This is a genomic window from Bacteroides ovatus (genome assembly GCF_001314995.1).
Classification (GTDB): Bacteria; Bacteroidota; Bacteroidia; order Bacteroidales; family Bacteroidaceae; genus Bacteroides; species Bacteroides ovatus.
This window is the reverse complement of the sequence record NZ_CP012938.1, coordinates 4,375,219-4,400,915: the sequence shown is the minus strand read 5'-3', so window position 1 is coordinate 4,400,915 and position 25,697 is coordinate 4,375,219. Positions and strand designations below refer to the sequence as shown.

Below are 25,697 nucleotides of genomic sequence, written 5' to 3'. Positions count from 1 at the left end.
TTAACTAATTTATTAACGCACAATTCTTTTTCAGCTTGGTCATGAATTTCGGAAACCATATCTTTGCGTCGTGATCACAAAACAACAATAAAACAGATTGACTAACTATTAAAAGAAGAAAGACTATGGCATTAAAGTATGTTGTCAAGAAAAGAGTTTTCGGCTTTGACAAAACAAAGACTGAAAAGTATGTAGCACAGAATGTAATTACCAATACGGTAAATTTCAGAGATTTATGCAAGGAAGTATCCATGTTCGGTATGATTCCCGAAGGCGCAGTGAAACACGTGATTGACGCACTGATTGATGCGTTGAACACGAACCTCAACAAAGGATTGTCTGTGCAATTAGGTGACTTCGGATGTTTCCGTCCGGGCATGAGTTGCAAAAGCCAGAAAGAGGAAAAAGATGTAGATGCCGATACCGTTCGTCGGGTGAAAATTGTATTTACGCCGGGATATAAATTTAAGGATATGCTGGATAATGTAAGTATTTACAAGACGGAAGGAAACGGCGGCACCTCTTCCGGAAATGGAGGGGGAAATAAACCGGAAAATCCGGACGAAGGCGGTAGCGGTGAGGCCCCGGATCCTGCAGCATAAAACTGGAACAAGGGACCACACATAGAAAAGGACTTCTTCCCATAAAAATGAACCCTAAAAGTTAGACAAAAACTTTTAGGGTTCGCTTAGTCATAGTTACCAGCCTGTATTTTGACCTAAATTAGGATTCTTATAATATTCAGTCTGTGGTATAGGATATAAGTACATCTTATCATCCCAGTTACGTGTTTCAAGCAATTCTTTCTTATAAACAGGCAAGCCGTTTTCCATAGTGATCTTGATGCAATAAATAGCTTTGGTTTTATCACCGATTTTCCAACGGCGGATATCCCAGAACCTATGGTCTTCGAACGCAAGTTCCACTCGTCTTTCACGACGGACGCTTTCAGTAAACGCATTGCCGCTTGTTGTAATGGCGGGCATATCAGCAGCAGCACGCACCTGATTCAGTGCCGCACGTGCAGACAACGGATGATCATTATCCGTATAATCAGCGTCTTTCCAGGCATCCATTGCTTCCGCATAGTTCAGGAGAATTTCCGCATAACGGAATATGATGAAATGGTGCGGTTTCTTTTTCTCATTGGAAGGAGCTAGAGAAACAGTCTCATTCATATACTTCTTCAAATAATAACCTGTAGTAGTCGCTCCGGTTGTTCCGGCACCGTCTTTTCCTCCTTCATAAGACTGGATGGTCGAGTTCATCCATGTATCGCCATTGCAAAGCACCGTTTTATAGAATCTCGGGTCTCTGCCTTCATACGGATTCTGCCCCGGTGTAATCTGTTCCCAGTCAAAGTCTTTTCCATTAGTCATCTGGAAGGCATCCACCAGGTTCTGGGTGGGCACGTTGCCTGTTTTCCCCTTTTCATAACTGATAGGCAAATTGTTAGCTTCAAAATCAAAGCTTTCCCCATTTCTACGTTCAAAAATTAATTGCGGAGATTTCAATACATCGTTTCCACCATTCTTGTCATACAAAGGATCTACATTCGTCTTCGGCAAACTGTACCAGTTCTCTTTTATGATAGCATAAGCCGCATCGGCAGCCGCTTTCCATTTATCGGCATCCTGTGCGGGATTATGCAACAAACTCGCCGCATAAAGAAGAGCACGGGATTTCAATGCCAACGCTGTACCTTTGGTCACACGTCCCGTCTCCGCCCAAAAGTCCTGATGACTGACAGGCAGAGTTTTGGCCGCGTCACTACATTCGTCACAGATATATTTTATCACTTCATTGAAAGAAGTCTTTTCCACGCCGTTGATTTCATCCAAAGCATACGTACGTGTCAAAAGTGGAATATCACCGTATCGTTTAGCCAGTTCGAACAGATAAAAAGCTCGCAACACCCGTAATTCTTCACGATACATGGTAGCTTTGGCAATGTCTTCTTCATACGTGTCGTTCCAGCGGAAACGCTCCAGTTTTTCCTGTGAATAGTTTTCAAGAAATGAATTGACGGAACGGATAGCTCCATAGCACTTCGACCACATATTATCGACTGCATTGTTGGGACTCCAGGCATTGTTATAAAAGTCGTGAACACTATTATCACTCCAGACATAAACAGAATTATCCGTTGCAGACTCCCTCAAAGCCCCGTCGAGCACTCCGAGATCTCCGGGCAACTGGCTATAAACGTAGGTAGCCAAACCTTTCACATTGCTAAAGTAGGAATAGGCCTCTTCCCTGTCCAAGCCTGTCGATTCGTCCAATTCGAGCAAGCTACACCCCGATACGGATAATAGCAAACCTGTATATAAAAGGATATATTTTCTCATGGTCATTTCACATTTTAGAAGTTAATATTCAACCCGAAATAAACGGAAGTCATATCCGGATAATTGATTTTCAGATCTTCACTGTTCATATACTTCACATGATCGAGCGAAAAAAGATTGTTAGCTCTCGCATATACCTGAATCTTTTCCATTTTCACTTTCTTCGCCCAAGAGGAAGGAAGGTTATAGTAGACATTCAGGTTACGAAGTTTGAAATAGCTACCGTTCTCCAACCACTGTGTACTGTTTCTGAAGTTATTGGCATTATCCAGCGTAGTCAGGCGGGGGACATTTGCGATATCTTTCGTTTCTTCCGTCCAGCGGATTCTGTCGTTCAGATACCAGCTGGAAATATTCGTGTTGTTTCTCAACGGCCAGTATACGCTGGCAGTGTTCAACATCACACTATAATGGGCTACTCCTTGAAACAGAGCATCCACGCCGAAACCTTTATATTCAAATCCCAAATTAATGCCATAATAAATCTCCGGTATGGCAGTGGAATATCCTATCGCCTTCTGGTCATTGTTGTCAATCACGTTATCGCCATTCAGATCTCTGTACTTGACATCACCCGGACGTACTTCCGAGAATTTCTGCACAGGACTGCTCTTTATGTCCGCCTCATCTCTGAAATAACCGATAGCCTCCCAGCCAAAACACTGCCCGACAGGGTAACCTTTTTTAGACAAATAGCCATACGGCTGATATCCCTCACCATTTTCTACGACTTTACTTTTGGCATAGGAGAAGTTGGCTCCGATATAATAGTTGAAGTCCTTGTATTCCTTTTTCCACATGGCAGAGAGTTCCGTTCCTTTTGTTTCCACTTTTCCTGCATTCATCTGCGGAATAGTAACCCCGATTGCCGATGAGATCAGCCCACTTCCGTCAATCAGGATATTAGTGCGCTTGTCATAAAAACCGTCAATAGAAAAAGTCAGTCCCTTGAACAGGCTCATATCCAAACCGATATTATATTTATCCGCAACTTCCAGATCCAGTTGTTCCATTGCCAACACTCCTTCCTTCAGGCTACTTCCGGCAGAAGTATTTCCGGCCTGAAAATAGTAAGCACCGCTTCCTATCCAATATTGCTTATCCATGTCATAATCATAAATATCATATCCGGAGCGTCCGTAAGAAGCACGAAGTTTCAGATAATCAAAAGCGGAAATTTCTTTCATGAAATTCTCGTTCGAAAGTATCCAGGCGGCAGAAATGGCGGGATATGCACGATACTTGTCGTTCTTCCCCAATACGCTGCTGCCAAAACAGTTGGCTACGATATCCACCATATAACGGTTGTCAAAATTATAACCTGCGGTTCCGATGATGTATTGACGGTAACGACTGTTATTAGCCCCTGTCAACGTCATTGATTCTTGACGAAACATAGCACTGGCCGTAAAATCATGTTTATCCCATGTCCGGTGATAATTGACCTTCGCTTCAAAATTGGCATGTATGTATTGATTGGCCAATCCTTTGTTGCTGATTTCCAGTTCATCGTTAGGATTTCCGTAATTCGTGTAAATCGGTTCTCCGTCTGTGCCTTTTTCAATGGTCTGGTACATAAAACTTTTCTTGGCTGTTTCCTGATAGGTTGCATTATTATCATAAGCAATAGCGAGTTCCGCACTCAACCCGCGAGTCAATACAGACAAATCCTGCACCAACCGCAAATCCGCCTGCAACATACGCTGATTCAGTTTATAATAACCTACGTCCGCCAGATTGGCTATCGGGTTTGTTTTCAGCACATTGTTACTGCCCCAGAATCCATTCTGTGTCTGCACGGGAAATGCAGCGGACGGGGTGTTGAAAATCTGTTCAAACAAAGTAGCTTCCGATGTGGTGGGACGCTTGGTCTCTCGCAGCATACCGAGCATACTCAATTTCAATTTTGTCGCGTCCGTAATATCCACATCCAGATTCATGCGAAGATTGAGGAAGTATTTCTTCATCTGGGAGTTATAGCGATCTGTATAATCAGTGTACTTGCTATTCAGCAGTCCCATATCGTTTTTGTAATTGAGGACACTGAAATAACGAAGCCGCTTGCCACCTCCGCGGAAAGTGATGTCCAGTTGATGACTGGTTGTATGATTGCGTAACGCTTCTTTCTGCCAGTCCACATTCGGATAAAGATCGCTATTGCCTCCGGACAGGAAAGAAGCCTCATCCATGTCCGGTTGCAAGCCATCATATCTCAATGCTTCATTACGGGCTTTGGCATAGGTATAAGCATCGGCAAATTCCGGCTGATTAACAGGTAAGCCTAAACCGAACTTGTAGTCTACTTTTATATCCTTCTGGTTATATATACCGCGTTTGGTAGTTATCAATACCACTCCGTTGGCGCCTCTGCCTCCCCAAAGAGCAGTAGCAGCACCGTCTTTCAAAACGGATATTGATTCTATTTCCGAAAGGTTGATATATTCGAGAGGGCGTGCAAAACCATCTACTACAAATAAAGGTGTATCTCCATTCAAAGAACCGCGTCCCCGCACATTGAGACGAGATTTATCTGTGCCCCAACTAGTGTTCTGCATCACACTCAATCCCGGCAACAGGCCATAAATGGCATTGTAAGGACTAGTGGTAGCATTTTTATCTAATTCATCCGAATAAATGGTAGAGACAGCCTGTGTCTTCCGTAATTCGGTGGTCGTCTGTGTGCCCAGATCGATTACCTTATCTTGTCCTTCATTATTTTGCGCTATACCCGTAGTGGCAAATGCCAACGAGAAAGCTACGATATAAAGTGATTTATTCATAATCATTCTTCTTATTGTTCAACGATTTGATTATTACCAACCCGGATTCTGAATCAATCCATATTTCTTGTTTATCTCATCTATAGGCAGAGGCAACAGGAAATACTTGTCGTTCCACTTTTCAGGTTTTGCATACTGACGCGTTTCCGCCATTGCATGAGATACGGCATAAGAAAAGCCGCTTGGCTCACCGGCCGCTTTTTTAATAATCAGACGTGATAATTGTCCGGTAAATATATCTGCGCGTTTCCAACGTACCAGATCGAAATAGCGTACTTCTTCATAGCCGAATTCAATGGCTCTTTCGCGTAATATCGCTTCACGCAACGGTTTGCCAGCCGGAACATCTGTTGCCGAAATCGCAGGCATACCTGCACGCAGTCTGGTTTTATTCAGATAATCATAAGCCGTATTGCCAAACTCATCACGGACTTCCGCCTTATTCAATTCATTCATCGCTTCGGCCATATTCAAATAAACCTCCGGAAGGCGGATCAACGGACAAGAATAAAATTTGCCATTCACTTCGTCATTGAAGTTTCGTATAAATTTTCTCATGGCAACCCCATTGTAACTCATTCGTCCGTCTTTATAAGGCGCCTGGGTGGCTCCTTCATAAATCTGCACTTTCTGGGCGCCCTTAAACTTATCTCCATTCACAGCAACCGTTTCATATAAGCGGATGTCTCTTCTGGGGTTTCCGTCCTTATCAAAGAAAGGGAATTTATTATGGTCCGGATTGTTCCAGTCGAATTCTGTTCCGTCTTTCATCTGAAACATATCGACATAAGTCAATGTAGGAGAAGCAACTCCATAACGCACCTGGGCAAACGGAAGCTTTCCCGTAGCATAAGTGGTGAATCTTCTGGAAGAAATCAAAACTTCACCGTTATGGCGATTGAAATATCCTGCTGCAAAATCATCGCGGGGATTACCTGTATTCACCAGTTGATAAGCGTCCGAGTTCTTTTTATTAGCCCGCATAAATTCTAATCCGGCATCCAACGCCTTCTGCCACCTGTCCGGTGAATAGTTACCATACCAGGTAAGGAATTGAGACGAAGCATCTCCTTCCAGATAGGGTTTTTCAGCATTAAATAAAGGACTCGCCACAAACTGAAGCACCCTGGACTTTAACGCTAAAGCAGAAGCAGCCGTCATTCGTCCGTCATTATCTGCATTCACTTGCCAAGGCAGTACAGAGGCTGCCGCATCCAGTAATCCAACAATCTTCTGTACGGTTTCTTCCACTGTCATACGAGGAAATTTCATCGCATCTTCTGCCGTATATGCATGGTCTATCCACGGCATACCACCATAATAACGGAGCATTTGAGAATAATGATAGGCAATGATTACTTGCGCTTCCGCTTTTCCTATCGCTTTCTCATCCGCAGTCATATCCGGCACTCTATCCACATTCTCAATGTAAATGTAGGCTCTTCGAATACCATAAACCGGCCCTACTCCTATCGTAGCACTGGCGACATCCAACCGATATGGAAGATGTTCCAGATATGTATTTGTTCCGTCCACTGTTCCTGTATAGAATTTAGGCGCTCCCTTTTTCGTCCAGTCACCCAGATCGGTTAGCATTTCCAGAACGCCATATCCCAGACGTCCTTGCATCGGCAGATAATCCGGCAGGGAATGATAAGTTTCCGCCAGTGCCTGCTCAGCATATACCTTTTTGTTAAAAACAGAATCGATATTCTGTTCGTTACTTATCGGCTTATCCAGAAATTTCTCTCCAAATTTAAGGTCTTCGCACCCTATCAGTGTCAATACAGAGAGAGAAAGACAGCCTATATATTTTTTATAGTTTTTCATTGTCAGCACTATTAAAAGGTTAGATTAATACCTAAATTATATATTTTAATGATAGGGTAAGAATCCGCATTATTCGGATTACATTCAGGGTCCATGATGTCAAACTTATCAAAAGTCAGCAGATTATAGCCTGTCAGTTTTATACCTAACTGCTGGATACCCAGTTTCTTCAACATCTTCTTATCTGTGAAGTTATATCCTATTGTCACATTCTTCAGCTTCAAATAAGAACCGTCTCGCACCCACAAAGAGGAGGAACGCATATTATAGACTGCATTTGTCTCTGTAAACCGCGGTGTAGTAGCTGTATTAGCCGTTTCCGGTGTCCAGCGCGTATCTGCATGGAACTGCATCAAACCACGGATTTTACCATTACCAAAAGGTTCTCTGAAAGCTCCGTCCAGCAACAAAGAGCGTTGTGCAGCACCAGTCCAGTTCATCGTCAGGAAAAAGCCTTTGTAATTGATACCATAATTCAATCCGAATGTATAAGCCGGACGAGTCGGGTTTCCAATGATAGTCTGGTCGTCGGAAGTAATTTCCTCATCACCGTTCAAATCCCGGTATTTCACATCACCCGGCTTCACGGACACACCCGGATCGGGCAGACCTGCCACCAGTTTGCCGTTCTCTCCGAAGTCCGCTTCTGTATAGAAACCGTCCGCCACATACCCGAAGAGTGTCCCGACCGGATTTCCTGTCCGCCACATATAAGGTTCATTAGGCTCAACTTCGTCTTGGAAAATAATCTTATTCTTTGAATAGGAAACGTTTGCCTGAACATTATACTGAACCTGCCCGATCTTGTCATTCCACCTCACTTCTACCTCATATCCACGGTTTTTCACTTTACCCATATTTACAGCAGGTAGAATTGATGAAGTCAACCCCGTTAATAAAGGTACTGTCTTACGATTGATGAGAATATCCTTACGTTCTTCGAGGAAATAGTCCAAAGAGATTTTCAGACGGCTCTTCAAGAAATGAACGTCCAATCCATAGTTCTGTTTCAGCGCAGTTTCCCAAGTCACGTTCGGATTGCCCAGACGCTTCTCCAATGCACCCAGAATTAACGCCTTGCTGTTATAACCAAAGTTGAATCCATACTTATTGTTATTCCACCCGTCTACTCCGCTCAGATTCACATCATAAGAATCCGGCAGGAATAAGAAGCGGTTATTTCCAAGATTGTCATTTCCGACCAAGCCGACAGAAGCACGGAATTTCAGATAATCAACCACCTTCTGTTTTTTCATGAAGGCCTCTTCCGACAGGATATAACCGATGGAACCGGCAGGAAACGCACCGAATCTCTTACCCGGAGCAAAATTCTCAGAACCATTATAACCGAAGTTAACTTCTGCCATATAGCGGGATTTGTAATCATACGTCAGACGGCCTACAAAACCGATGTAAGCAGACGGTACTCCCACCCATTGAGCGGGATAGTATTTCTTACTCTGATTGTACAAGAACAATCCCCCGACATTATGAAAACCAAACTTACGGTTATATCTCAAGCTTGCTTCCAGATACCAGTCTCGTGCCCGCGAGGAAGTTTCCTCATATTGCAAGCTCTTATTTTCTCCTTTGATCTTATAAACAATATTCTTGTTGAAATCTGGCGAATCATAACCAAGTGACGGATCTTCCAAAGAAGATTGATAGAAAGGCATAAATTGTTCCACTTGCCCTTTACGCTTTTTGGTAAAACCATAACTCGTATTATAAGCACCTTTTATTTCCGCCGACAATCCTTTGGTTATGAAGTCCAACTTCTGATTTAACAGAAGGTCCAGATTCATCGTATTATTAATAGCAGTTGAGTAACCCGTTCCATAACATTTAGGCAAAGCACTGTTGCCCAGATTTATTTTATTATCAAAACGTTCCTCGGGGGTAACTATGAGTTGTCCGTCAATTACACCCGGACTACTGAACGGAGTTGTCTGATTAATCAGTGTCCAGATCGAATTAGTCGCATCATTAATCATCGGCTCATTCCGGTTACCTACAATGCCGCCGATACCAATCTTCAGCGTGGTAGTCTTAGTTACATTAAAGTCTAAATTCGCACGATAATTGTATCTTTTGTATTTATAATTATTATCATACCCCACTCCTTCAAACTGTTTCAACAGACCATTCTGATATAAGAAACCTAAAGATATGAAGTAACGTATATCCTTTGTTCCTCCGGAAATATTCAGGTTATGCTGTGTCTGCATAGATGTTTTATTAAGCAGATACTTTCTCCAGTCGATACTGGGATACATAATAGGTTCATCATTCAATCTGAACCGTTCAACTGCATAATTATTGAACACCAAATCGTTCTCGGTAGCATTTGGTTTGTCATTTGTTATAATCTCGTTTCTTAAAGTAGCATACGTATAGCTGTCTGCCATTTCAAGCATACGGGTGGGCATCTGGATACCAACTGAAGAATTTACGGAAATTTTCGCTTTGCCTTCCTTACCACGACGTGTAGTCACCAAAATTACGCCATTTGCACCACGCACACCGAACACGGCAGTAGCAGAAGCGTCTTTCAGAACCGTCACGCTCTCTATTTCATTCGGGTCCATTTGATAAAACGAACGTTCTATACCATCCACCAAAATCAAAGGAGAGGAAGCACTTTCTGTCAAGGACCCCACTCCGCGAATAAACACCTTAGGGTCTTCCTGTCCCGGCTGACCGCTAGTCTGGACGGATGAGAGTCCTGTAATCTGACCCGCCAGGGAATTGGCCACACTTGCATTCGGCGAACGTATCAACGCTTCATTGTTTACAGCAGAAATAGCTCCTGTCAGAGTTTCTTTCTTTTGTGTACCATAGGCCACAACTGTAACTTCCTGAAGTTCATTGGCCGTTTCTTTTAAAATAATTTTCAGTTGTTTGCGTCCATTTAATGGCACTTCTTGAGGTTCATATCCCATGAACGAAATTTGCAGAACTGCTTTTTGAAGATTGCTTACTTTTAAATGGAAAACACCATTCATGTCAGTAATAGCACCGTTGGCCGTGCCTTTTTCCTTTACATTGGCACCAATCACCTCTAAGTTAGATTCATCCAATACAGTTCCCGTTACTGTATTTTGCGCCCATGCCAAGAGCGAACAACACATAAGCATTAACGTACTGATGCACCTCTTGCATCTTTTTAGTCTCGTCAGTTTGTTCATAATAATAAATTTAAGAATTTGAAATAGGTTTGTTAAAAACACTCGCCACAAATTAAGTGATTGTAATAGTTTTTAAGATACAATTATCATACTAAAAAGGGACAAAATAGTACAAAATAAGAAATAAAAAGCATTAAAATTAGCTGTATTACTCATAGTATCAGGATGTCACGCTAGAAAAATACAGCCTATTCATCGTTTCTTCTTGACTTTACCATACTCGAGAGGTGATACTCAAAAAGTTAATTTACCAAGTTCTTCTTTCACCGTAAATCTATGCCAACTCCACATACCATTACCAGACTCCATTGAATAGTTCATAAATAAATTAAAATTGAACTATTGACATACCTATTAGACTTATTATTCTCCTTTATTAATCAAATTATTCCCTATCTTTGACTCCCGAAATTCAAACCTAATACAAAAACCCATGAAGAAACAACTACTCTCTTGCTGCTTGGCTGCATTGGGACTGACAGCAATTCAAGCACAAAGCTTCAATGAGTGGAAAGACCCGGAAGTGAATTCCGTAAACCGCTCCGCTATGCACACTAATTACTTTGCTTACGCATCGGCTGATGAAGCTAAAGCCGGCATTAAAGAAAATTCAACGAATTTCATGACCCTGAACGGTCCGTGGAAATTCAACTGGGTAAGACATGCAGATGCACGACCGACCGATTTTTATCAAACTAATTTCAACGACAAAGGTTGGGATGACCTTCAGGTGCCTGGCGTTTGGGAGTTGAACGGTTACGGTGATCCTATCTATGTCAACGTAGGATATGCCTGGAGAAGCCAATTCAAAAACAATCCCCCGCAAGTACCGACAGAAAACAATCATGTAGGCTCTTACCGGAAAGAAATCATCCTTCCTGCTGACTGGAAAGGCAAAGAGATTTTTGCACATTTCGGCTCGGTAACTTCCAACATGTACCTTTGGGTGAACGGACGTTACGTAGGATATAGCGAGGACAGCAAACTGGAAGCCGAGTTCAACCTGACCAACTACCTGAAACCGGGTAAAAACGTGATTGCTTTCCAGGTATTCCGCTGGTGCGACGGCAGTTATCTGGAAGATCAGGACTTCTTCCGCTACTCTGGCGTAGGACGTGACTGCTATCTTTACGCACGTGACAAGAAATACATCCAGGATATTCGCCTCACTCCAGATTTGGATAGCCAATATAAAGACGGTACGCTGAACATAGCCGTTGATCTGAAAGGAAGCGGCACAGTTGCCTTGGACTTGACAGATACTCAAGGTAACAGTGTAGCAACTGCCGACCTGAAAGGCTCTGGCAAATTAAACACTACCCTATCCATCTCCAACCCGGCCAAATGGACTGCCGAAACGCCTAATCTCTACACGCTGACCGCTACACTGAAAAACGGCAACAACGTAGTAGAAGTAATCCCCGTTAAAGTAGGATTCCGCAAGATTGAGCTGAAAGGCGGACAGATACTCGTCAACGGGCAACCGGTACTCTTCAAAGGAGCCGACCGTCACGAAATGGACCCGGACGGCGGTTATGTCGTTTCTCTCGAACGTATGTTGCAGGATATCAAAGTGATGAAAGAATTGAATATCAACGCTGTACGTACTTGTCATTATCCGGACGACAACCGTTGGTATGACCTTTGTGACCAATATGGTCTGTATGTAGTGGCCGAAGCCAACGTAGAATCTCACGGAATGGGTTACGGCGATCAGACACTGGCAAAGAACCCGAGTTACGCTAAAGCTCACATGGAGCGTAACCAACGCAATGTACAACGCGGATACAACCATCCGTCCATCATCTTCTGGTCACTGGGCAACGAAGCCGGCATGGGACCGAACTTTGAGGAATGCTACACTTGGATTAAGAACGAAGACAAGACACGTGCCGTACAGTATGAACAAGCAGGAACCAGCGAATTCACCGATATTTTCTGCCCGATGTATTATGACTACGACGCTTGTATCAAATATAGCGAAGGCGACATCCAAAAGCCGTTAATCCAATGCGAATACGCACACGCTATGGGTAATTCACAGGGAGGATTCAAAGAATACTGGGACATCATCCGCAAATATCCGAAATATCAGGGCGGATTTATCTGGGACTTTGTAGATCAATCCTGCCACTGGAAAAACAAAGACGGAGTAAATATCTATGGTTATGGCGGTGATTTCAACAAATACGACGCTTCGGACAACAATTTCAACGACAACGGTTTAATCAGCCCCGACCGCGTGCCTAATCCGCATGCATACGAAGTGGCTTATTTCTATCAGGATATATGGACTACTCCTGCAGATCTTGCCAAAGGTGAGATCAATATCTTCAACGAATATTTCTTCCGCGACCTCTCTGCATATTATATGGAATGGCAATTACTGGCAAACGGGGAAGTAGTGCAAACAGGCATCGTGTCCGACCTGAAAGTTGCACCCCAGCAAACTGTGAAAGTGCAAATTCCGTTGGACGTGAAGAATATCTGTCCTTGCAAGGAATTGTTGCTGAATGTGAGCTATAAACTGAAAGCCGCCGAAACGTTGCTGCCGGCAGGAACGACTATCGCTTACGACCAGTTAAGCATCCGCGACTACAAAGCACCGGAACTGAAACTGGAAAATCAACAGGCTTCCAACATTCCGGTTATCGTGCCCAGTATTTTGGACAACGACCGCAATTACCTGATTGTGAAAGGTGAAAACTTCTCTATGGACTTCAATAAGCACAATGGTTACCTTTGTCGCTACGACGTCAACGGCATGCAACTGATGGAAGACGGCAGCGCACTGACTCCTAACTTCTGGCGTGCACCGACCGACAATGATTTCGGAGCCGGACTGCAACATAAATACGCTGCCTGGAAGAATCCTGAACTGAAACTGACTTCTCTGAAACATGCTATTGAAAACGATCAGGCAGTGGTTCGTGCAGAATATGACATGAAGTCGATTGGCGGAACATTATCGCTGACTTACACCATTAACAACAAGGGAGCAGTGAAAGTTACCCAAAAGATGATGGCAGACAAGAGTAAGAAGGTTTCTGACATGTTCCGCTTCGGTATGCAAATGCGAATGCCTGTCAACTTCAACGAGGTAGAGTACTACGGTCGTGGTCCGGGAGAGAACTATGCTGACCGTAACCACGGAGCCATGTTAGGCAAATACCGCCAGACGGTGGAAGAACAATTCTATCCTTACATCCGCCCGCAGGAAACCGGAACCAAAACGGATATCCGCTGGTGGAGACTTCTGAACATTAGTGGTAACGGATTGCAATTCATATCGGATGCTCCTTTCTCTGCTTCTGCCCTGAATTATACCATCGAGTCATTGGATGACGGTGACGGTAAAGATCAACGTCACTCACCGGAAGTAGAAAAGGCAGACTTCACCAATTTCTGTATCGATAAGGCACAAGCGGGACTTGCTTGTGTGAACAGTTGGGGAGCCATTCCACTGGAAAAATACCGTCTTCCTTACCAAGATTATGAGTTAAGTTTTATTATGACTCCTGTATATCATAAAATAAAGTAAAAAACATAGTTAAAAAACACGGTATCAGAGAACAAGAATACCGAATTTAAAGTACTTTTGCAGCCGGAAACTAATTTAACCGAATTAGTTTCCGGCTTTTTCTTCCTTAACCTCCTTAATCTATATGGACGAACAGCACACTGGCAACAAATGCATTAAATTAAAAAACAGATATTTATAAGTATGAAAAGTAGAATTGTTTTATTTGCATTTTGCGTAGCCCTCTTGTCAAGTTGTGGCAATAAGGGCAATGACACAGGAAAGGTTCCTGAATATGCAGTACAAGAGTTACAAAAGACGACCGCTAATTTAACAACTGCCTATCCGGCTACCATCAAAGGTAAACAAGATGTAGAAATCCGCCCCCAAGTATCAGGCTTCATCACAAAACTCTGTGTAGACGAAGGAGCAGCTGTACGTAAAGGACAAGTGTTGTTCATTGTTGATCCGACTCAATACGAAGCAGCTGTACGCACTGCCAAAGCAGCAGTGGCTACAGCAGAAGCAGCAGTGAGCACTCAACAGATGACGTATGACAATAAGAAAGAGTTGAACAAAAAGCAAATCATCAGTGACTATGACCTGGCAATGGCAGAAAACTCCCTGGCACAGACCAAAGCCCAGCTGGCACAAGCAAAAGCACAACTGACCACTGCTCAACAGAACTTGTCATTCACACAGGTTAAAAGTCCGTCAGATGGCGTTATCAACAATATCCCTTATCGTGTAGGAGCATTGGTAAGCCCTTCTATCGCTACACCGATGACTACTGTTTCCGAGATTGACGAAGTATATGTATACTTCTCAATGACAGAAAAGGAATTGCTGGCAATGACCAAGTCCGGTAGCACTATCAAAGAAGAAATCAGCAAAATACCGACTATCAAACTACAATTAATCGATGGTTCCACATACGATATAGAGGGTAAAGTGGATGCTATCACAGGCGTTATCGACCAATCTACCGGTTCGGTAAGCATCCGTGCCATCTTCCCGAATAAGGAACATGTATTGCGTAGCGGAGGTACTGCAAACGTTCTGATTCCTTATGCTATGGAGAATGTAATCACTATACCGCAGTCTGCAACAGTAGAAATCCAGGATAAGAAGTTCGTTTATGTTCTGCAACCGGACAACACGGTAAAATATACAGAAATCAAAATCTTCAATCTGGATAACGGAAAAGACTACTTGGTTACTTCCGGTCTGAATTCAGGAGATAAAATCGTAATCGAAGGAGTACAAAACCTGAAAGATGGCCAGAAGGTTCAGCCTATCACACCGGCGCAAAAAGAAGCAAACTATCAACAACATTTGAAAGACCAACACGACGGTAATTTAGCCACAGCCTTCAACTAATAATCAGATAATCATTATGAAATTAGATAGATTTATTAACCGTCCGGTACTATCAACCGTTATTTCTATCCTGATAGTCATCCTGGGGGCTATCGGATTGGCGACACTGCCTATCACGCAGTATCCGGACATCGCGCCTCCTACCGTTTCGGTAAGAGCCACCTATACGGGAGCCAGTGCATCGACCGTATTGAATTCCGTGATTGCTCCGTTGGAGGAACAAATCAACGGTGTAGAAAACATGATGTATATGACCTCAACTGCGTCAAACACGGGTTCCGGTGATATATCCATATATTTCAAACAAGGAACAGATCCGGACATGGCCGCCGTCAATGTACAAAACCGTGTCTCTATGGCACAAGGTCTGCTGCCTGCCGAAGTAACTAAAGTCGGTGTAACCACTCAAAAACGCCAGACTTCCATGTTGGTAGTATTCTCTCTTTATGACGAGACGGATACCTATAGCGAATCGTTTATTGAAAACTATGCTAAGATCAACCTGATTCCTCAAGTTCAACGTGTACAGGGTGTAGGTGATGCCAACGTTTTAGGTCAGGATTATTCTATGCGTATCTGGTTACGACCGGATGTCATGGCACAATACAAGCTCGTTCCCGGTGATGTTTCCGCTGCTCTGGCAGAACAGAATGTCGAAGCTGCTCCAGGACAGTTCGGTGAACGCAGTGACCAGACTTTCCAATATACCATCCGTTATAAAGGACGCTTGCAACAGCCTGAAGAGTTTGAAAATATCGTTATCAAATCTCTTCCTGACGGTGAAGTACTCCGTCTGAAAGATATAGCAGAAATTCAGCTGGACCGTTTGGGATATAACTTTACCAACCGGGTAGACGGTCACAAATCTGTGACTTGTATCGTATACCAGATGGCAGGAACCAATGCGACACAAACCATCAGTGATATTGAGGCATTGTTGGATGAAGCATCAAAAACGTTGCCTACCGGATTGAAACTGAACATCTCCATGAATGCCAATGACTTCCTTTTCGCTTCTATCCATGAAGTGGTGAAGACGTTGATCGAAGCATTTATCCTGGTGTTTATCGTAGTGTATATCTTCTTGCAGGATTTACGTTCCACATTGATTCCGACTATCGCCATTCCGGTAGCTCTGATCGGTACTTTCTTCATCCTGTCCCTGGTAGGATTCAGTCTGAACTTGTTGACGTTATGTGCGCTCGTGCTTGCTATTGCGATTGTGGTCGATGATGCGATTGTGGTCGTCGAGGGTGTGCATGCCAAGCTTGACCAAGGTTATACATCTGCCCGTCTGGCTTCTATCGATGCCATGAATGAATTGGGTGGTGCTATCGTATCTATTACGCTGGTTATGATGGCCGTATTCGTTCCGGTAAGTTTCATGGGAGGTACAGCAGGAACATTCTATCGTCAGTTCGGTATGACTATGGCTATCGCTATCGGTCTGTCCGCATTGAACGCATTGACTTTGAGTCCGGCTTTGTGCGCCGTTCTTCTGAAACCTCACAAAAAAGAAGATGGAACAACGGAAGACTCCACATTGAAAGAACGTATGAAAGTAGCCTATACGGCAGCCCATACAACTATGATCAACAGATATACCGAAGCTATCGGAAAGATGTTGCATCCGGGAATTACACTTACTTTGACGCTTATTGCCATTCTCGGCATGATCTTTGGTTTGTTCAGTATCAATCCGATAGTCACTGCAATTTTCGTAGTGCTTAGTATTCTGGCACTGATCGGAATGAGTACGAAGAAGTTTAAAAACAGATTCAACGATACATACGAATCAATCCTGAAACGTTATAAGAAACGAGTACTGTTCTTTATCCAGAAGAAATGGTTGTCTATGGGATTAGTTGTCGCTTCCATTGCGATACTTGTATTCTTCATGAACACCACTCCGACAGGTATGGTGCCTAATGAAGATACCGGAACGCTGATGGGAGCAGTGACATTACCTCCGGGTACTTCCCAAGACCGTTCTGAAAAAATCCTGGCACGTGTAGACAGTCTGATCGCTTCCGATCCTGCGGTATTGTCACGTACCATGATTTCCGGATTCAGCTTTATCGGTGGCCAGGGACCATCATACGGTTCTTTCATCATCAAACTGAAAGACTGGGACGAACGTTCCATGATACAGAATTCAGACGTTGTAGTCGGTTCCTTATATATGCGTGCACAAAAGATTATCAAAGAAGCACAGGTATTGTTCTTCGCTCCTCCTATGATCCCGGGTTACTCGGCATCTACGGATATTGAGGTCAATATGCAAGATAAGACCGGTGGTGATCTGAACAAATTCTTCGATGTGGTTAATGATTATACGGCAGCATTGGAAGCACGTCCGGAAATTAATTCAGCAAAGACTTCCTTCAACCCGAATTTCCCGCAATACATGATTGACATTGATGCGGCAGCTTGTAAAAAAGCTGGCATCAGCCCGAGCGATATCCTCACTACTATGCAAGGATATTACGGAGGTTTGTACGCATCCAACTTCAATCGTTTCGGTAAGATGTATCGTGTTATGATTCAGTCAGATCCGTTATCACGCAAAAACCTGGAATCTTTAAAAAATATCAAGGTGCGTAATAGTGCAGGCGAGATGGCCCCGATTGCCCAGTTCATTTCTGTGGAGAAAGTATATGGTCCGGATATTATTAGTCGTTTCAACCTTTATACCTCTATGAAAGTAATGGTAGCTCCGGCAAGTGGTTATACATCCGGTCAGGCATTGACGGCTCTTGCCGAAGTTGCTCAAGAAAACCTGCCTACCGGTTATACGTATGAACTAGGAGGTATGGCGCGTGAAGAGGCTCAAAGTAGCGGAAGTGCTACCGGACTGATTTTTGTACTCTGTTTTGTATTCGTTTACTTATTGTTGAGTGCACAGTACGAAAGTTACATTCTTCCATTGGCCGTATTATTATCCATTCCGTTCGGTCTATTAGGCAGTTTCCTGTTTGTGAATGGTGTAAGTGCTATCGGTAATATTTCAGCATTGAAGATGATTCTGGGTACGATGTCAAACAATATCTATATGCAGATCGCGTTAATCATGTTGATGGGTCTGTTGGCGAAGAATGCCATCTTGATCGTAGAGTTCGCCCTAGATCGTCGCAAGATGGGTATGAGTATCACTTGGGCAGCTGTATTGGGTGCCGGTGCTCGTCTCCGCCCGATTCTGATGACATCATTGGCGATGGTAGTCGGTTTGCTTCCGTTGATGTTTGCCTTCGGTGTAGGTGCCCACGGTAACCGTACACTAGGTACTGCCTCTATCGGTGGTATGTTAATCGGTATGATTTGCCAAATTTTCATCGTTCCTGCCTTGTTTGTTATCTTCCAGTATCTGCAAGAGAAAGTTAAACCGATGGAATGGGAAGATATTGACAATGCAGATGCCGTAACAGAGATTGAACAATACGCTAAATAATGAAATTCGATATGAAGAAACAGATTCTATATATGTTGTGCGCAACTGCTCTCTTGAGCAGCTGCCACATCTATAAGTCGTATGACAGACCCGAAGATATCACTACTTCCGGCCTGTATCGCGATCCGGTAGCGGATAATGATACACTGGTTTCGGATACAGCCAACTTCGGTAATCTGCCGTGGAGAGAAGTCTTCACCGACCCGCAACTCCAGTCACTCATCGAAACGGGACTGAAACAAAATACTGACCTGCAGAGTGCAATACTATCAATCAAAGCAGCCCAGGCTCCGTTGTTGGCAGCCAAACTAGCCTATGTTCCAGCTCTGGCCTTGTCCCCACAAGGTACTATCAGCAGTTTTGATAATAGTAAAGCAAGTAAGACTTATTCACTTCCGGTAACCGCCAGTTGGGAGATTAGTCTCTTTGGAGGCTTGCTAAATGCCAAACGAGGTGCAGATGTTGCCGTTAAGCAGGCCAAAGCTTACAAACAAGCTGTACAAACGCAGATTATTGCCAATGTTGCTAATCTGTATTACACTTTATTAATGCTTGACCGCCAACTGGAAATCACCAGAGAGACAGCAGAAATATTAAAGCGTAATGCCGAAACAATGGAAGCAATGAAAAATGCTGCTATGTATAATATCAATTCGGCAGGTGTCGAACAGAGTAAAGCGGCTTATGCACAAGTGATGGCCTCTATTCCGGAAATAGAACAGAGCATCCGCGAAGTGGAAAATTCTCTATCAACTCTTCTTGGAGAAGCTCCCCGCCATATCCAACGCGGTACCATCGAAAAGCAAATTCTACCATCCGAATTTTCAGTAGGCATACCTATCCAATTATTATCCAACCGTCCGGATGTAAAAGCGGCTGAAATGTCACTAGCTTCTGCTTATTATAACACGAACTCCGCACGTTCCGCTTTCTATCCACAAATTACACTTAGTGGATCTGCCGGATGGACAAACAGCGCAGGCTCTGCTATCATTAATCCGGGAAAATTCCTGGCTACTGCCATCGGCTCACTGACACAGCCTCTCTTTTATCACGGAGCAAATATCGCTAAACTGAAAATGGCCAAAGCGCAGGAAGAACAGGCGAAACTCTCCTTCCAGCAAACGCTGTTGAATGCCGGTAGTGAAGTCAGCAATGCGCTAAGTTTATACCAAAAGACGAGTGAAAAGGTAGAATCTCGTCAAATGCAAGTAGAATCTGCCAAAAAAGCTTCGGAAGATACAAAAGAATTGTTTAACTTAGGGACTTCAACCTACCTGGAAGTATTGTCTGCACAGCAGGCTTACTTGAGCGCACAAATCTCACAGGTTTCCGATTGCTTTGATCGGATGCAGGCTGTAGTAAGCCTTTACCAGGCACTGGGTGGTGGAAGAGAAGAATAACTTTAAACATATACTATTATGATTAGTCCGTTAGCTTACGTAGATCCCGAAGCAAAGCTGGGCAAGAATGTAACCGTTCTGCCTTTTGCCTACATTGAAAAGAATGTAGAGATCGGGGATGACTGCGTCATCATGTCTTACGCTAGTATCCTGCAAGGTACTAAAATGGGAAAAGGAAACAAGGTACATCAGAATGCTGTCCTCGGAGCGGAACCACAAGATTTCCACTATACTGGAGAAGAAAGCAGCCTGATTATCGGAGATAATAACGATATTCGTGAGAATGTAGTAATCAGCCGCGCTACATTTGCCGGCAATGCTACCAAAATCGGAAACGGAAACTACCTGATGGATAAAGTACATCTTTGCCATGACGTACAAATCAACAATAACTGTGTGGTAGGTATCGGCACCACTATTGCAGGAGAATGTACGTTGGATGATTGCGCTATCCTAAGTGGAAATGTCACTTTACATCAATATTGTCACATCGGAAGCTGGACACTGGTACAAAGCGGCTGCCGTATATCTAAAGATGTACCTCCATACGTTATCATGTCAGGAAATCCGGTAACATATCATGGTGTAAACGCTGTAGTTCTTTCTCAACATCACAATACATCGGAAAGAATCCTTCGTCACATCGCTAACGCATACCGTTTGATTTATCAGGGTAATTTCAGCGTTCAGGATGCCGTACAGAAGATTATCGACCAGGTTCCTATGAGTGAAGAAATCGAGAATATTGTAAATTTCGTGAAGAACTCGGAAAGAGGGATTGTGAAATAAACAATATAACATCTATAAAAAGAAAGGGTGATGCTCAAAAAAAGCGTCACCCTTCTTTTTTATAGATGGATGACGCAATAGATAATATTTTTACAAATGGAGGATACTTCAGTGATTCAGCAACACTAGTGATTCATCTTCAAATCCAGAAATTCAATTCATCATTCAAATTCCAAAGTACCGAAAAAATCGGGGCGATGGAAATCCGGTTGGTCAATCTCTATCGGATTCCATGAAAGAAAATGAGGAGTCTGCAACTCATCACCACACTTATAGAAATTAGCTTTTATCTCCTTTCCATCGAGTGATTCAATCTGATGCTTAAAGAATACAGCATACGGAATGATGAGAGCAACTTCCCAGTCTGTCTCCTCGACACGTTCTGCAAAAGGCTGATTACCCAGACTAGACCAACGTTGTACGAGAGCAGTCACTTCTTTCGGTGCATGTTCCCGGTTGTTACGAACTGGGCCGGCACCTATCAGGATAGTTCCGATGCAATTACATTCTATATTATAATAGATCCCGTCGCCTGCAGGTATAGAAAAGAATTCCACACAAGAGTCAGTCCATACAGAACCGTTATCTTCTCCATACTTGGCACGTACACTCTCCTCTTTCACTTTAAAATGTAGCAAGATTGAGTTCTGCGTGTGAGCAATTCGAAAACTCACTTTAGGTTTGTAAGGATATTCAGCCCAATTGACACACTGGATCGGCTGAAAATCTATTTTTTCTTCATCGAATAGTTTAGGAAGCGAACAAGCCTCCACGTTAGCCGCACTAATTTTCTTTACTTTCATATATCTTTCGTTTGAATGATACAAATATAGTTACTTTCTTCTAATAAGGTTCACTGAAATCGAATAAAAACAATATATTTGCATAGATGTAAACACCTTAAAAAATAAATTAGTGAGAAAAGTAATTCTTTTATTTCTGCTATTTTTAAGCGTAGCTGGAGTCCGCACACAAGGTCAAAACATCACTTTTAGCCACTTGACCACGGACGACGGACTCTCCCAATTTTCTGTCAATAGCCTTTATATTGATGAACGGGGGATTATATGGATTGGCACGCGTGAAGGACTGAACCGGTATAACGGTAACGATATCAAAAGTTTCAAACTTAATAAAAACGATCCGAACAGTTTGTTCAGCAATACAGTGCTGCGTATCACCGGAAACAAAAACGGGAAGGTATACCTGCTCTGTACGGACGGGGTAGCAGAGTTCGATCTGACCACACAAAGATTCAAAACGTTGCTGCAAGGCAATGTGGATGCTATTTATTTCAACGAGAAATTATATATCGGGAAAAGAGAAGAAGTGTTTGTATATAATGAAAGTACCGGAAACTTCGATCTCTACTATCATCTTGCCGGAAAAGATATCACCCTCTCCTGCCTCCACCTGGACGAAAAGAAAAATCTGTGGATGGGAACTACCAGTAACGGACTTTACTGTTTATCGGGAGACAAAAAGATTTCCCAACCTGTCACAAGAGGTAATATCGCGAGTATTTACGAAGATTCGTCTAAAGAATTATGGATCTGTACCTGGGAAGAAGGACTCTACCGGATAAAAACAGATAGTACCATTGAGAACTTCCGTCATGATCCTAAAAATCCAAACAGTATTTGTGCCGACTTCGTAAGGAGTTGCTGTGAAGATAATGCAGGAAATCTGTGGATAGGAACCTTTCACGGGTTAAATCGCTATGAAAAGAGCACAGGTAAATTCCAACTTTACACTGCCAACGCGAACAAACCCGACGGACTTACCCACTCCTCCATCTGGTGCATCGTCAAAGATGAACAAGGAACAATTTGGCTGGGTACTTATTTCGGAGGTGTCAACTATTTCAATCCAGAATATGAAATCTATACCCGTTACAAAACCGGAGATACAGAGAAAGAAGGTCTAAGTAGTCCGATCGTCGGTAGAATGACTGAAGATAAGGACGGAAACCTGTGGATTTGTACCGAAGGCGGCGGCGTGAATGTGTATAACCGGAAGGATAACACCTATCGGTGGTATCGCCACGAAGAGGGCAAAAATAGCATTTCCCATAACAATGTCAAAGCAATCTACTACGACCGGACTAATGAAATCATGTGGATAGGTACACACTTGGGAGGATTGAACAAACTCGACCTGCGTACTAACCGTTTCACAGTCTACCGAATGAAAGCCGGAGACCCAACCTCACTACCTTCGGATATCGTCCGAGACATTGTACCTTATAAGGACAAGCTGGTTGTCGCCACACAAAACGGTGTTTGTCTTTTCAATCCGGCAACAGGCGCTTGCCAACAGCTCTTCAAAGAGACTAAAGAAGGAAGAGGTATTGGCATGGTAGCCAGTCTTTGCATTGATAAAGACGGTACATTGTGGATTGCGGCTACCGGGGAGGGTGTTTATTCTTACCGGTTCGACAGCGGTAAACTTACTAATTATCCACACAATCCCGCTAATCCGAACAGTCTTAGCAACAATAATATCAACAGTATCATGCAGGACAGTAACGGTAATCTGTGGTTCTGCACCTCCGGAAGCGGTCTCGACCGTTACCGTAAGGCAAGTGATGACTTTGAAAACTTCGATGTACAGACAGATGGTTTATCCAGCGACTGTATCTACGAAGTATGCGAATCGTCCATACAGAAAGGAGACTTATTGCTGATTACCAATCAGGGATTCTCACAGTTCAACTATCCAAGCAAGAAATTCTATAATTACGGTACGGAGAATGGATTCCCGTTGACTGCCGTCAATGAAAACGCACTATTTGTGACACATGACGGAGAAGTATTCCTTGGCGGTATTCAGGGAATGATTTCTTTCTGGGAGAAAAAATTACATTTCACTCCCAAATCATATAATATCATTCTTTCCCGCCTGTTTGTCAACGGAAAAGAAGTAGTTCCGGGAGATGAAAGCGGCATCCTGGAACAGTCGATCTGTCATACTCCGGAAATCAGTCTGAAAGCGAATCAATCGATGTTTAGCATCGAATATGCCACTTCCAACTTCATCCCTGCCAACAGAGATGAAATTCTCTATCGCCTGGAGGGTTTCTCAGACGAATGGAACCATACTTACCGGAAGCAAACGCTGATTACTTATACAAACCTGAATCCGGGTAAATATACCCTTGTCATCAAATCACAGAGGGAAGGAATAAAAGAGGCCAGACTGCTGATTATCGTACTCCCTTCATGGTATGAGACATGGTGGGCTTACCTGATTTATACCATTGTCACTATCAGCCTGTTATGGTATCTTATTCAGAACTATAATTCGCGCATCAAACTCCGTGAGTCTTTGAAGTACGAAAAGAAGCATATTGAAGACCTCGAAGCATTGAACCAGTCGAAACTCCGTTTCTTCACTAACATCTCGCACGAATTCCGCACACCGTTAACGCTGATCGTGGGACAAGTGGAAACTTTGTTGCAGGTGCAGACATTTACGCCTAACATATATAATAAGGTATTGGGAATCTACAAGAACAGTCTCCAATTACGGGAACTGATTACGGAACTACTTGATTTCCGTAAACAGGAACAGGGTCACATGAAGATCAAAGTTAGCCAGCACAATCTGGTTAACTTCCTGTATGAGAATTATCTGCTCTTCCTCGAATATGCGAGCAGTAAACAAATCAACTTCAAGTTCAACAAACAGAAGGATGACATTGAAGTATGGTATGACCAAAAGCAGATGCAGAAAGTAATAAACAACCTGCTGTCTAATGCAGTGAAGCATACCAAGGCCGAAGATACAATTTCGATTAATGTATCGCAGGAGAAAGACCATGTCATCATTGAAATAAAAGATACCGGGACAGGTATCGCCGCTGCCGAAATTGATAAGATATTCGACCGTTTCTATCAGACCGAACATCTCAACTCGCTGAATACCGGAGCCGGTACAGGCATCGGACTGGCACTGACAAAAGGTATTGTGGAACTTCATCACGGCACAATCCGGGTAGAAAGCGAACCGGGCAAAGGAAGCAGTTTCATTATCACCCTCAAACTAGGCAAGGAACACTTCACAGAAGAGCAAATAGCGAAAGATGATACGGAAACCATCCAGCAAACAGAGACTATTGTTCCTTCAGTAGAAATAATCCCTGATTCGGAATGGAAAGAAGAAGATAACAAGCGCATCGAAGACGCCAAAATGCTGATAGTGGAAGACAATGAATCTATCAAACAGATGTTAGTCGGTATTTTCGAAACATTCTATCAAGTCAGTACGGCTTCCGACGGAGTAGAAGCATTAGAGATGATACAGAAGGATATGCCGAGCATCATTTTAAGTGATGTCGTAATGCCACGCATGTCGGGTACGGAACTTTGCAAACAGATCAAGACGGACTTTAACACTTGCCATATTCCGGTGGTATTATTAACCGCACGTACTGCTATAGAGCACAATATCGAAGGTTTGAAGATTGGTGCGGATGATTATATCACGAAACCGTTTAATACCAATCTTCTGATTTCCCGCTGCAATAACCTGGTTAATTCCCGCCGGCTATTGCAAGAGAAGTTCAGCAAACAACCACAGGCTTTTGCCCAAATGTTGGCTACCAACCCGATGGATAAGGAGATGCTCGACCGCGCGATGGCCATTATCGAACGTCATCTGGACAATACGGATTTCAACGTTAATATCTTCGCCCGCGAAATGGGTATGGCACGTACGAACCTATTCACTAAACTGAAAGCAGTTACAGGCCAGACCCCGAATGATTTCATCCTAAGCATACGTCTCAAAAAAGGCGCTGTCATGTTAAGGAATAACCCGGAGCTGAATATCACGGAGATCTCTGACCGGATTGGGTTCTCCTCCTCCCGCTATTTCAGTAAATGTTTCAAGGAGATTTATCACGTCAGTCCGCTGGCTTATCGTAAAGGAGAAGAGAGCGAAGAAGAAGGGGACGGAGAAGAAACAGATTAGCAGGCAACTATACAAGCACTCTTGCAAAATAATCTTA

12 protein-coding genes are annotated in these 25,697 nt (G+C 43.3%); 7 read left to right on the top strand and 5 right to left on the bottom strand.

The window, feature by feature from the left end; translation table 11 throughout:
* Nucleotides 1-125 precede the first annotated feature (125 nt).
* A complete protein-coding gene (locus tag Bovatus_RS16870; RefSeq protein ID WP_004298336.1) occupies nucleotides 126-602 on the top strand; it encodes an HU family DNA-binding protein in 477 nt (158 codons plus the stop codon).
* A gap of 96 nt (nucleotides 603-698) precedes the next feature.
* Here Bovatus_RS16870 and Bovatus_RS16865 read toward each other — a convergent pair whose 3' ends face one another.
* Genes Bovatus_RS16865 through Bovatus_RS16850 form a run of 4 tightly spaced genes read right to left on the bottom strand, consistent with a single transcriptional unit; the run spans nucleotide 699 to nucleotide 10,095 of the window.
* On the bottom strand, nucleotides 699-2,354 hold the full coding sequence (locus Bovatus_RS16865; protein ID WP_004298337.1) for a RagB/SusD family nutrient uptake outer membrane protein: 1,656 nt from the start codon (nucleotides 2,352-2,354) through the stop codon (nucleotides 699-701).
* 8 nt (nucleotides 2,355-2,362) lie between these two features.
* Nucleotides 2,363-5,134 (bottom strand): SusC/RagA family TonB-linked outer membrane protein, encoded by a 2,772-nt coding sequence (locus tag Bovatus_RS16860; RefSeq protein ID WP_004298338.1) that lies wholly within the window; start codon nucleotides 5,132-5,134, stop codon nucleotides 2,363-2,365.
* Nucleotides 5,135-5,161: 27 nt separating this feature from the next.
* Entirely contained in the window at nucleotides 5,162-6,958 is a 1,797-nt protein-coding gene (locus tag Bovatus_RS16855; RefSeq protein ID WP_004298340.1) for a RagB/SusD family nutrient uptake outer membrane protein, read from the bottom strand.
* Nucleotides 6,959-6,969: 11 nt separating this feature from the next.
* Nucleotides 6,970-10,095, bottom strand: coding sequence for a SusC/RagA family TonB-linked outer membrane protein (locus tag Bovatus_RS16850; protein ID WP_004298342.1), 3,126 nt, complete (start codon nucleotides 10,093-10,095; stop codon nucleotides 6,970-6,972).
* Nucleotides 10,096-10,579: 484 nt separating this feature from the next.
* On the opposite strand from Bovatus_RS16850, the gene lacZ reads away from it, so the two are divergent.
* From lacZ to lpxA, 5 genes are all read left to right on the top strand, one after another.
* Nucleotides 10,580-13,687: a beta-galactosidase, LacZ type gene (gene lacZ, locus Bovatus_RS16845; protein ID WP_004298344.1), complete on the top strand. Its 3,108-nt coding sequence runs from the start codon at nucleotides 10,580-10,582 to the stop codon at nucleotides 13,685-13,687.
* Nucleotides 13,688-13,870: 183 nt separating this feature from the next.
* Complete coding sequence (locus tag Bovatus_RS16840) at nucleotides 13,871-15,046, top strand: efflux RND transporter periplasmic adaptor subunit (protein WP_004298346.1); 1,176 nt, start codon at nucleotides 13,871-13,873, stop codon at nucleotides 15,044-15,046.
* Between the two features lie 16 nt (nucleotides 15,047-15,062).
* Entirely contained in the window at nucleotides 15,063-18,494 is a 3,432-nt protein-coding gene (locus Bovatus_RS16835; RefSeq protein ID WP_004298349.1) for an efflux RND transporter permease subunit, read from the top strand.
* 11 nt (nucleotides 18,495-18,505) lie between these two features.
* A complete protein-coding gene (locus Bovatus_RS16830; protein WP_004324284.1) occupies nucleotides 18,506-19,897 on the top strand; it encodes a TolC family protein in 1,392 nt (463 codons plus the stop codon).
* 18 nt (nucleotides 19,898-19,915) lie between these two features.
* Complete coding sequence (lpxA, locus tag Bovatus_RS16825) at nucleotides 19,916-20,686, top strand: acyl-ACP--UDP-N-acetylglucosamine O-acyltransferase (protein WP_004298353.1); 771 nt, start codon at nucleotides 19,916-19,918, stop codon at nucleotides 20,684-20,686.
* Nucleotides 20,687-20,847: 161 nt separating this feature from the next.
* On the opposite strand, the gene Bovatus_RS16820 is transcribed toward lpxA, so the two are convergent.
* A complete protein-coding gene (locus tag Bovatus_RS16820) occupies nucleotides 20,848-21,489 on the bottom strand; it encodes a carbohydrate-binding family 9-like protein (RefSeq protein WP_004298355.1) in 642 nt (213 codons plus the stop codon).
* 112 nt (nucleotides 21,490-21,601) lie between these two features.
* Here Bovatus_RS16820 and Bovatus_RS16815 point away from each other — a divergent pair, with 112 nt between their 5' ends.
* Nucleotides 21,602-25,660 (top strand): hybrid sensor histidine kinase/response regulator transcription factor, encoded by a 4,059-nt coding sequence (locus tag Bovatus_RS16815; RefSeq protein ID WP_004298357.1) that lies wholly within the window; start codon nucleotides 21,602-21,604, stop codon nucleotides 25,658-25,660.
* The last annotated feature ends 37 nt before the right edge of the window (nucleotides 25,661-25,697 follow it).

Coding starts and splice junctions, on each gene's coding strand:
- Bovatus_RS16870 (WP_004298336.1), top strand. CDS start 126: ATGGCATTAAAGTATGTTGTCAAGAAAAGAGTTTTCGGCTTTGACAAA.
- Bovatus_RS16865 (WP_004298337.1), bottom strand. CDS start 2,354: ATGACCATGAGAAAATATATCCTTTTATATACAGGTTTGCTATTATCC.
- Bovatus_RS16860 (WP_004298338.1), bottom strand. CDS start 5,134: ATGATTATGAATAAATCACTTTATATCGTAGCTTTCTCGTTGGCATTT.
- Bovatus_RS16855 (WP_004298340.1), bottom strand. CDS start 6,958: ATGAAAAACTATAAAAAATATATAGGCTGTCTTTCTCTCTCTGTATTG.
- Bovatus_RS16850 (WP_004298342.1), bottom strand. CDS start 10,095: ATGCTTATGTGTTGTTCGCTCTTGGCATGGGCGCAAAATACAGTAACG.
- lacZ (WP_004298344.1), top strand. CDS start 10,580: ATGAAGAAACAACTACTCTCTTGCTGCTTGGCTGCATTGGGACTGACA.
- Bovatus_RS16840 (WP_004298346.1), top strand. CDS start 13,871: ATGAAAAGTAGAATTGTTTTATTTGCATTTTGCGTAGCCCTCTTGTCA.
- Bovatus_RS16835 (WP_004298349.1), top strand. CDS start 15,063: ATGAAATTAGATAGATTTATTAACCGTCCGGTACTATCAACCGTTATT.
- Bovatus_RS16830 (WP_004324284.1), top strand. CDS start 18,506: ATGAAGAAACAGATTCTATATATGTTGTGCGCAACTGCTCTCTTGAGC.
- lpxA (WP_004298353.1), top strand. CDS start 19,916: ATGATTAGTCCGTTAGCTTACGTAGATCCCGAAGCAAAGCTGGGCAAG.
- Bovatus_RS16820 (WP_004298355.1), bottom strand. CDS start 21,489: ATGAAAGTAAAGAAAATTAGTGCGGCTAACGTGGAGGCTTGTTCGCTT.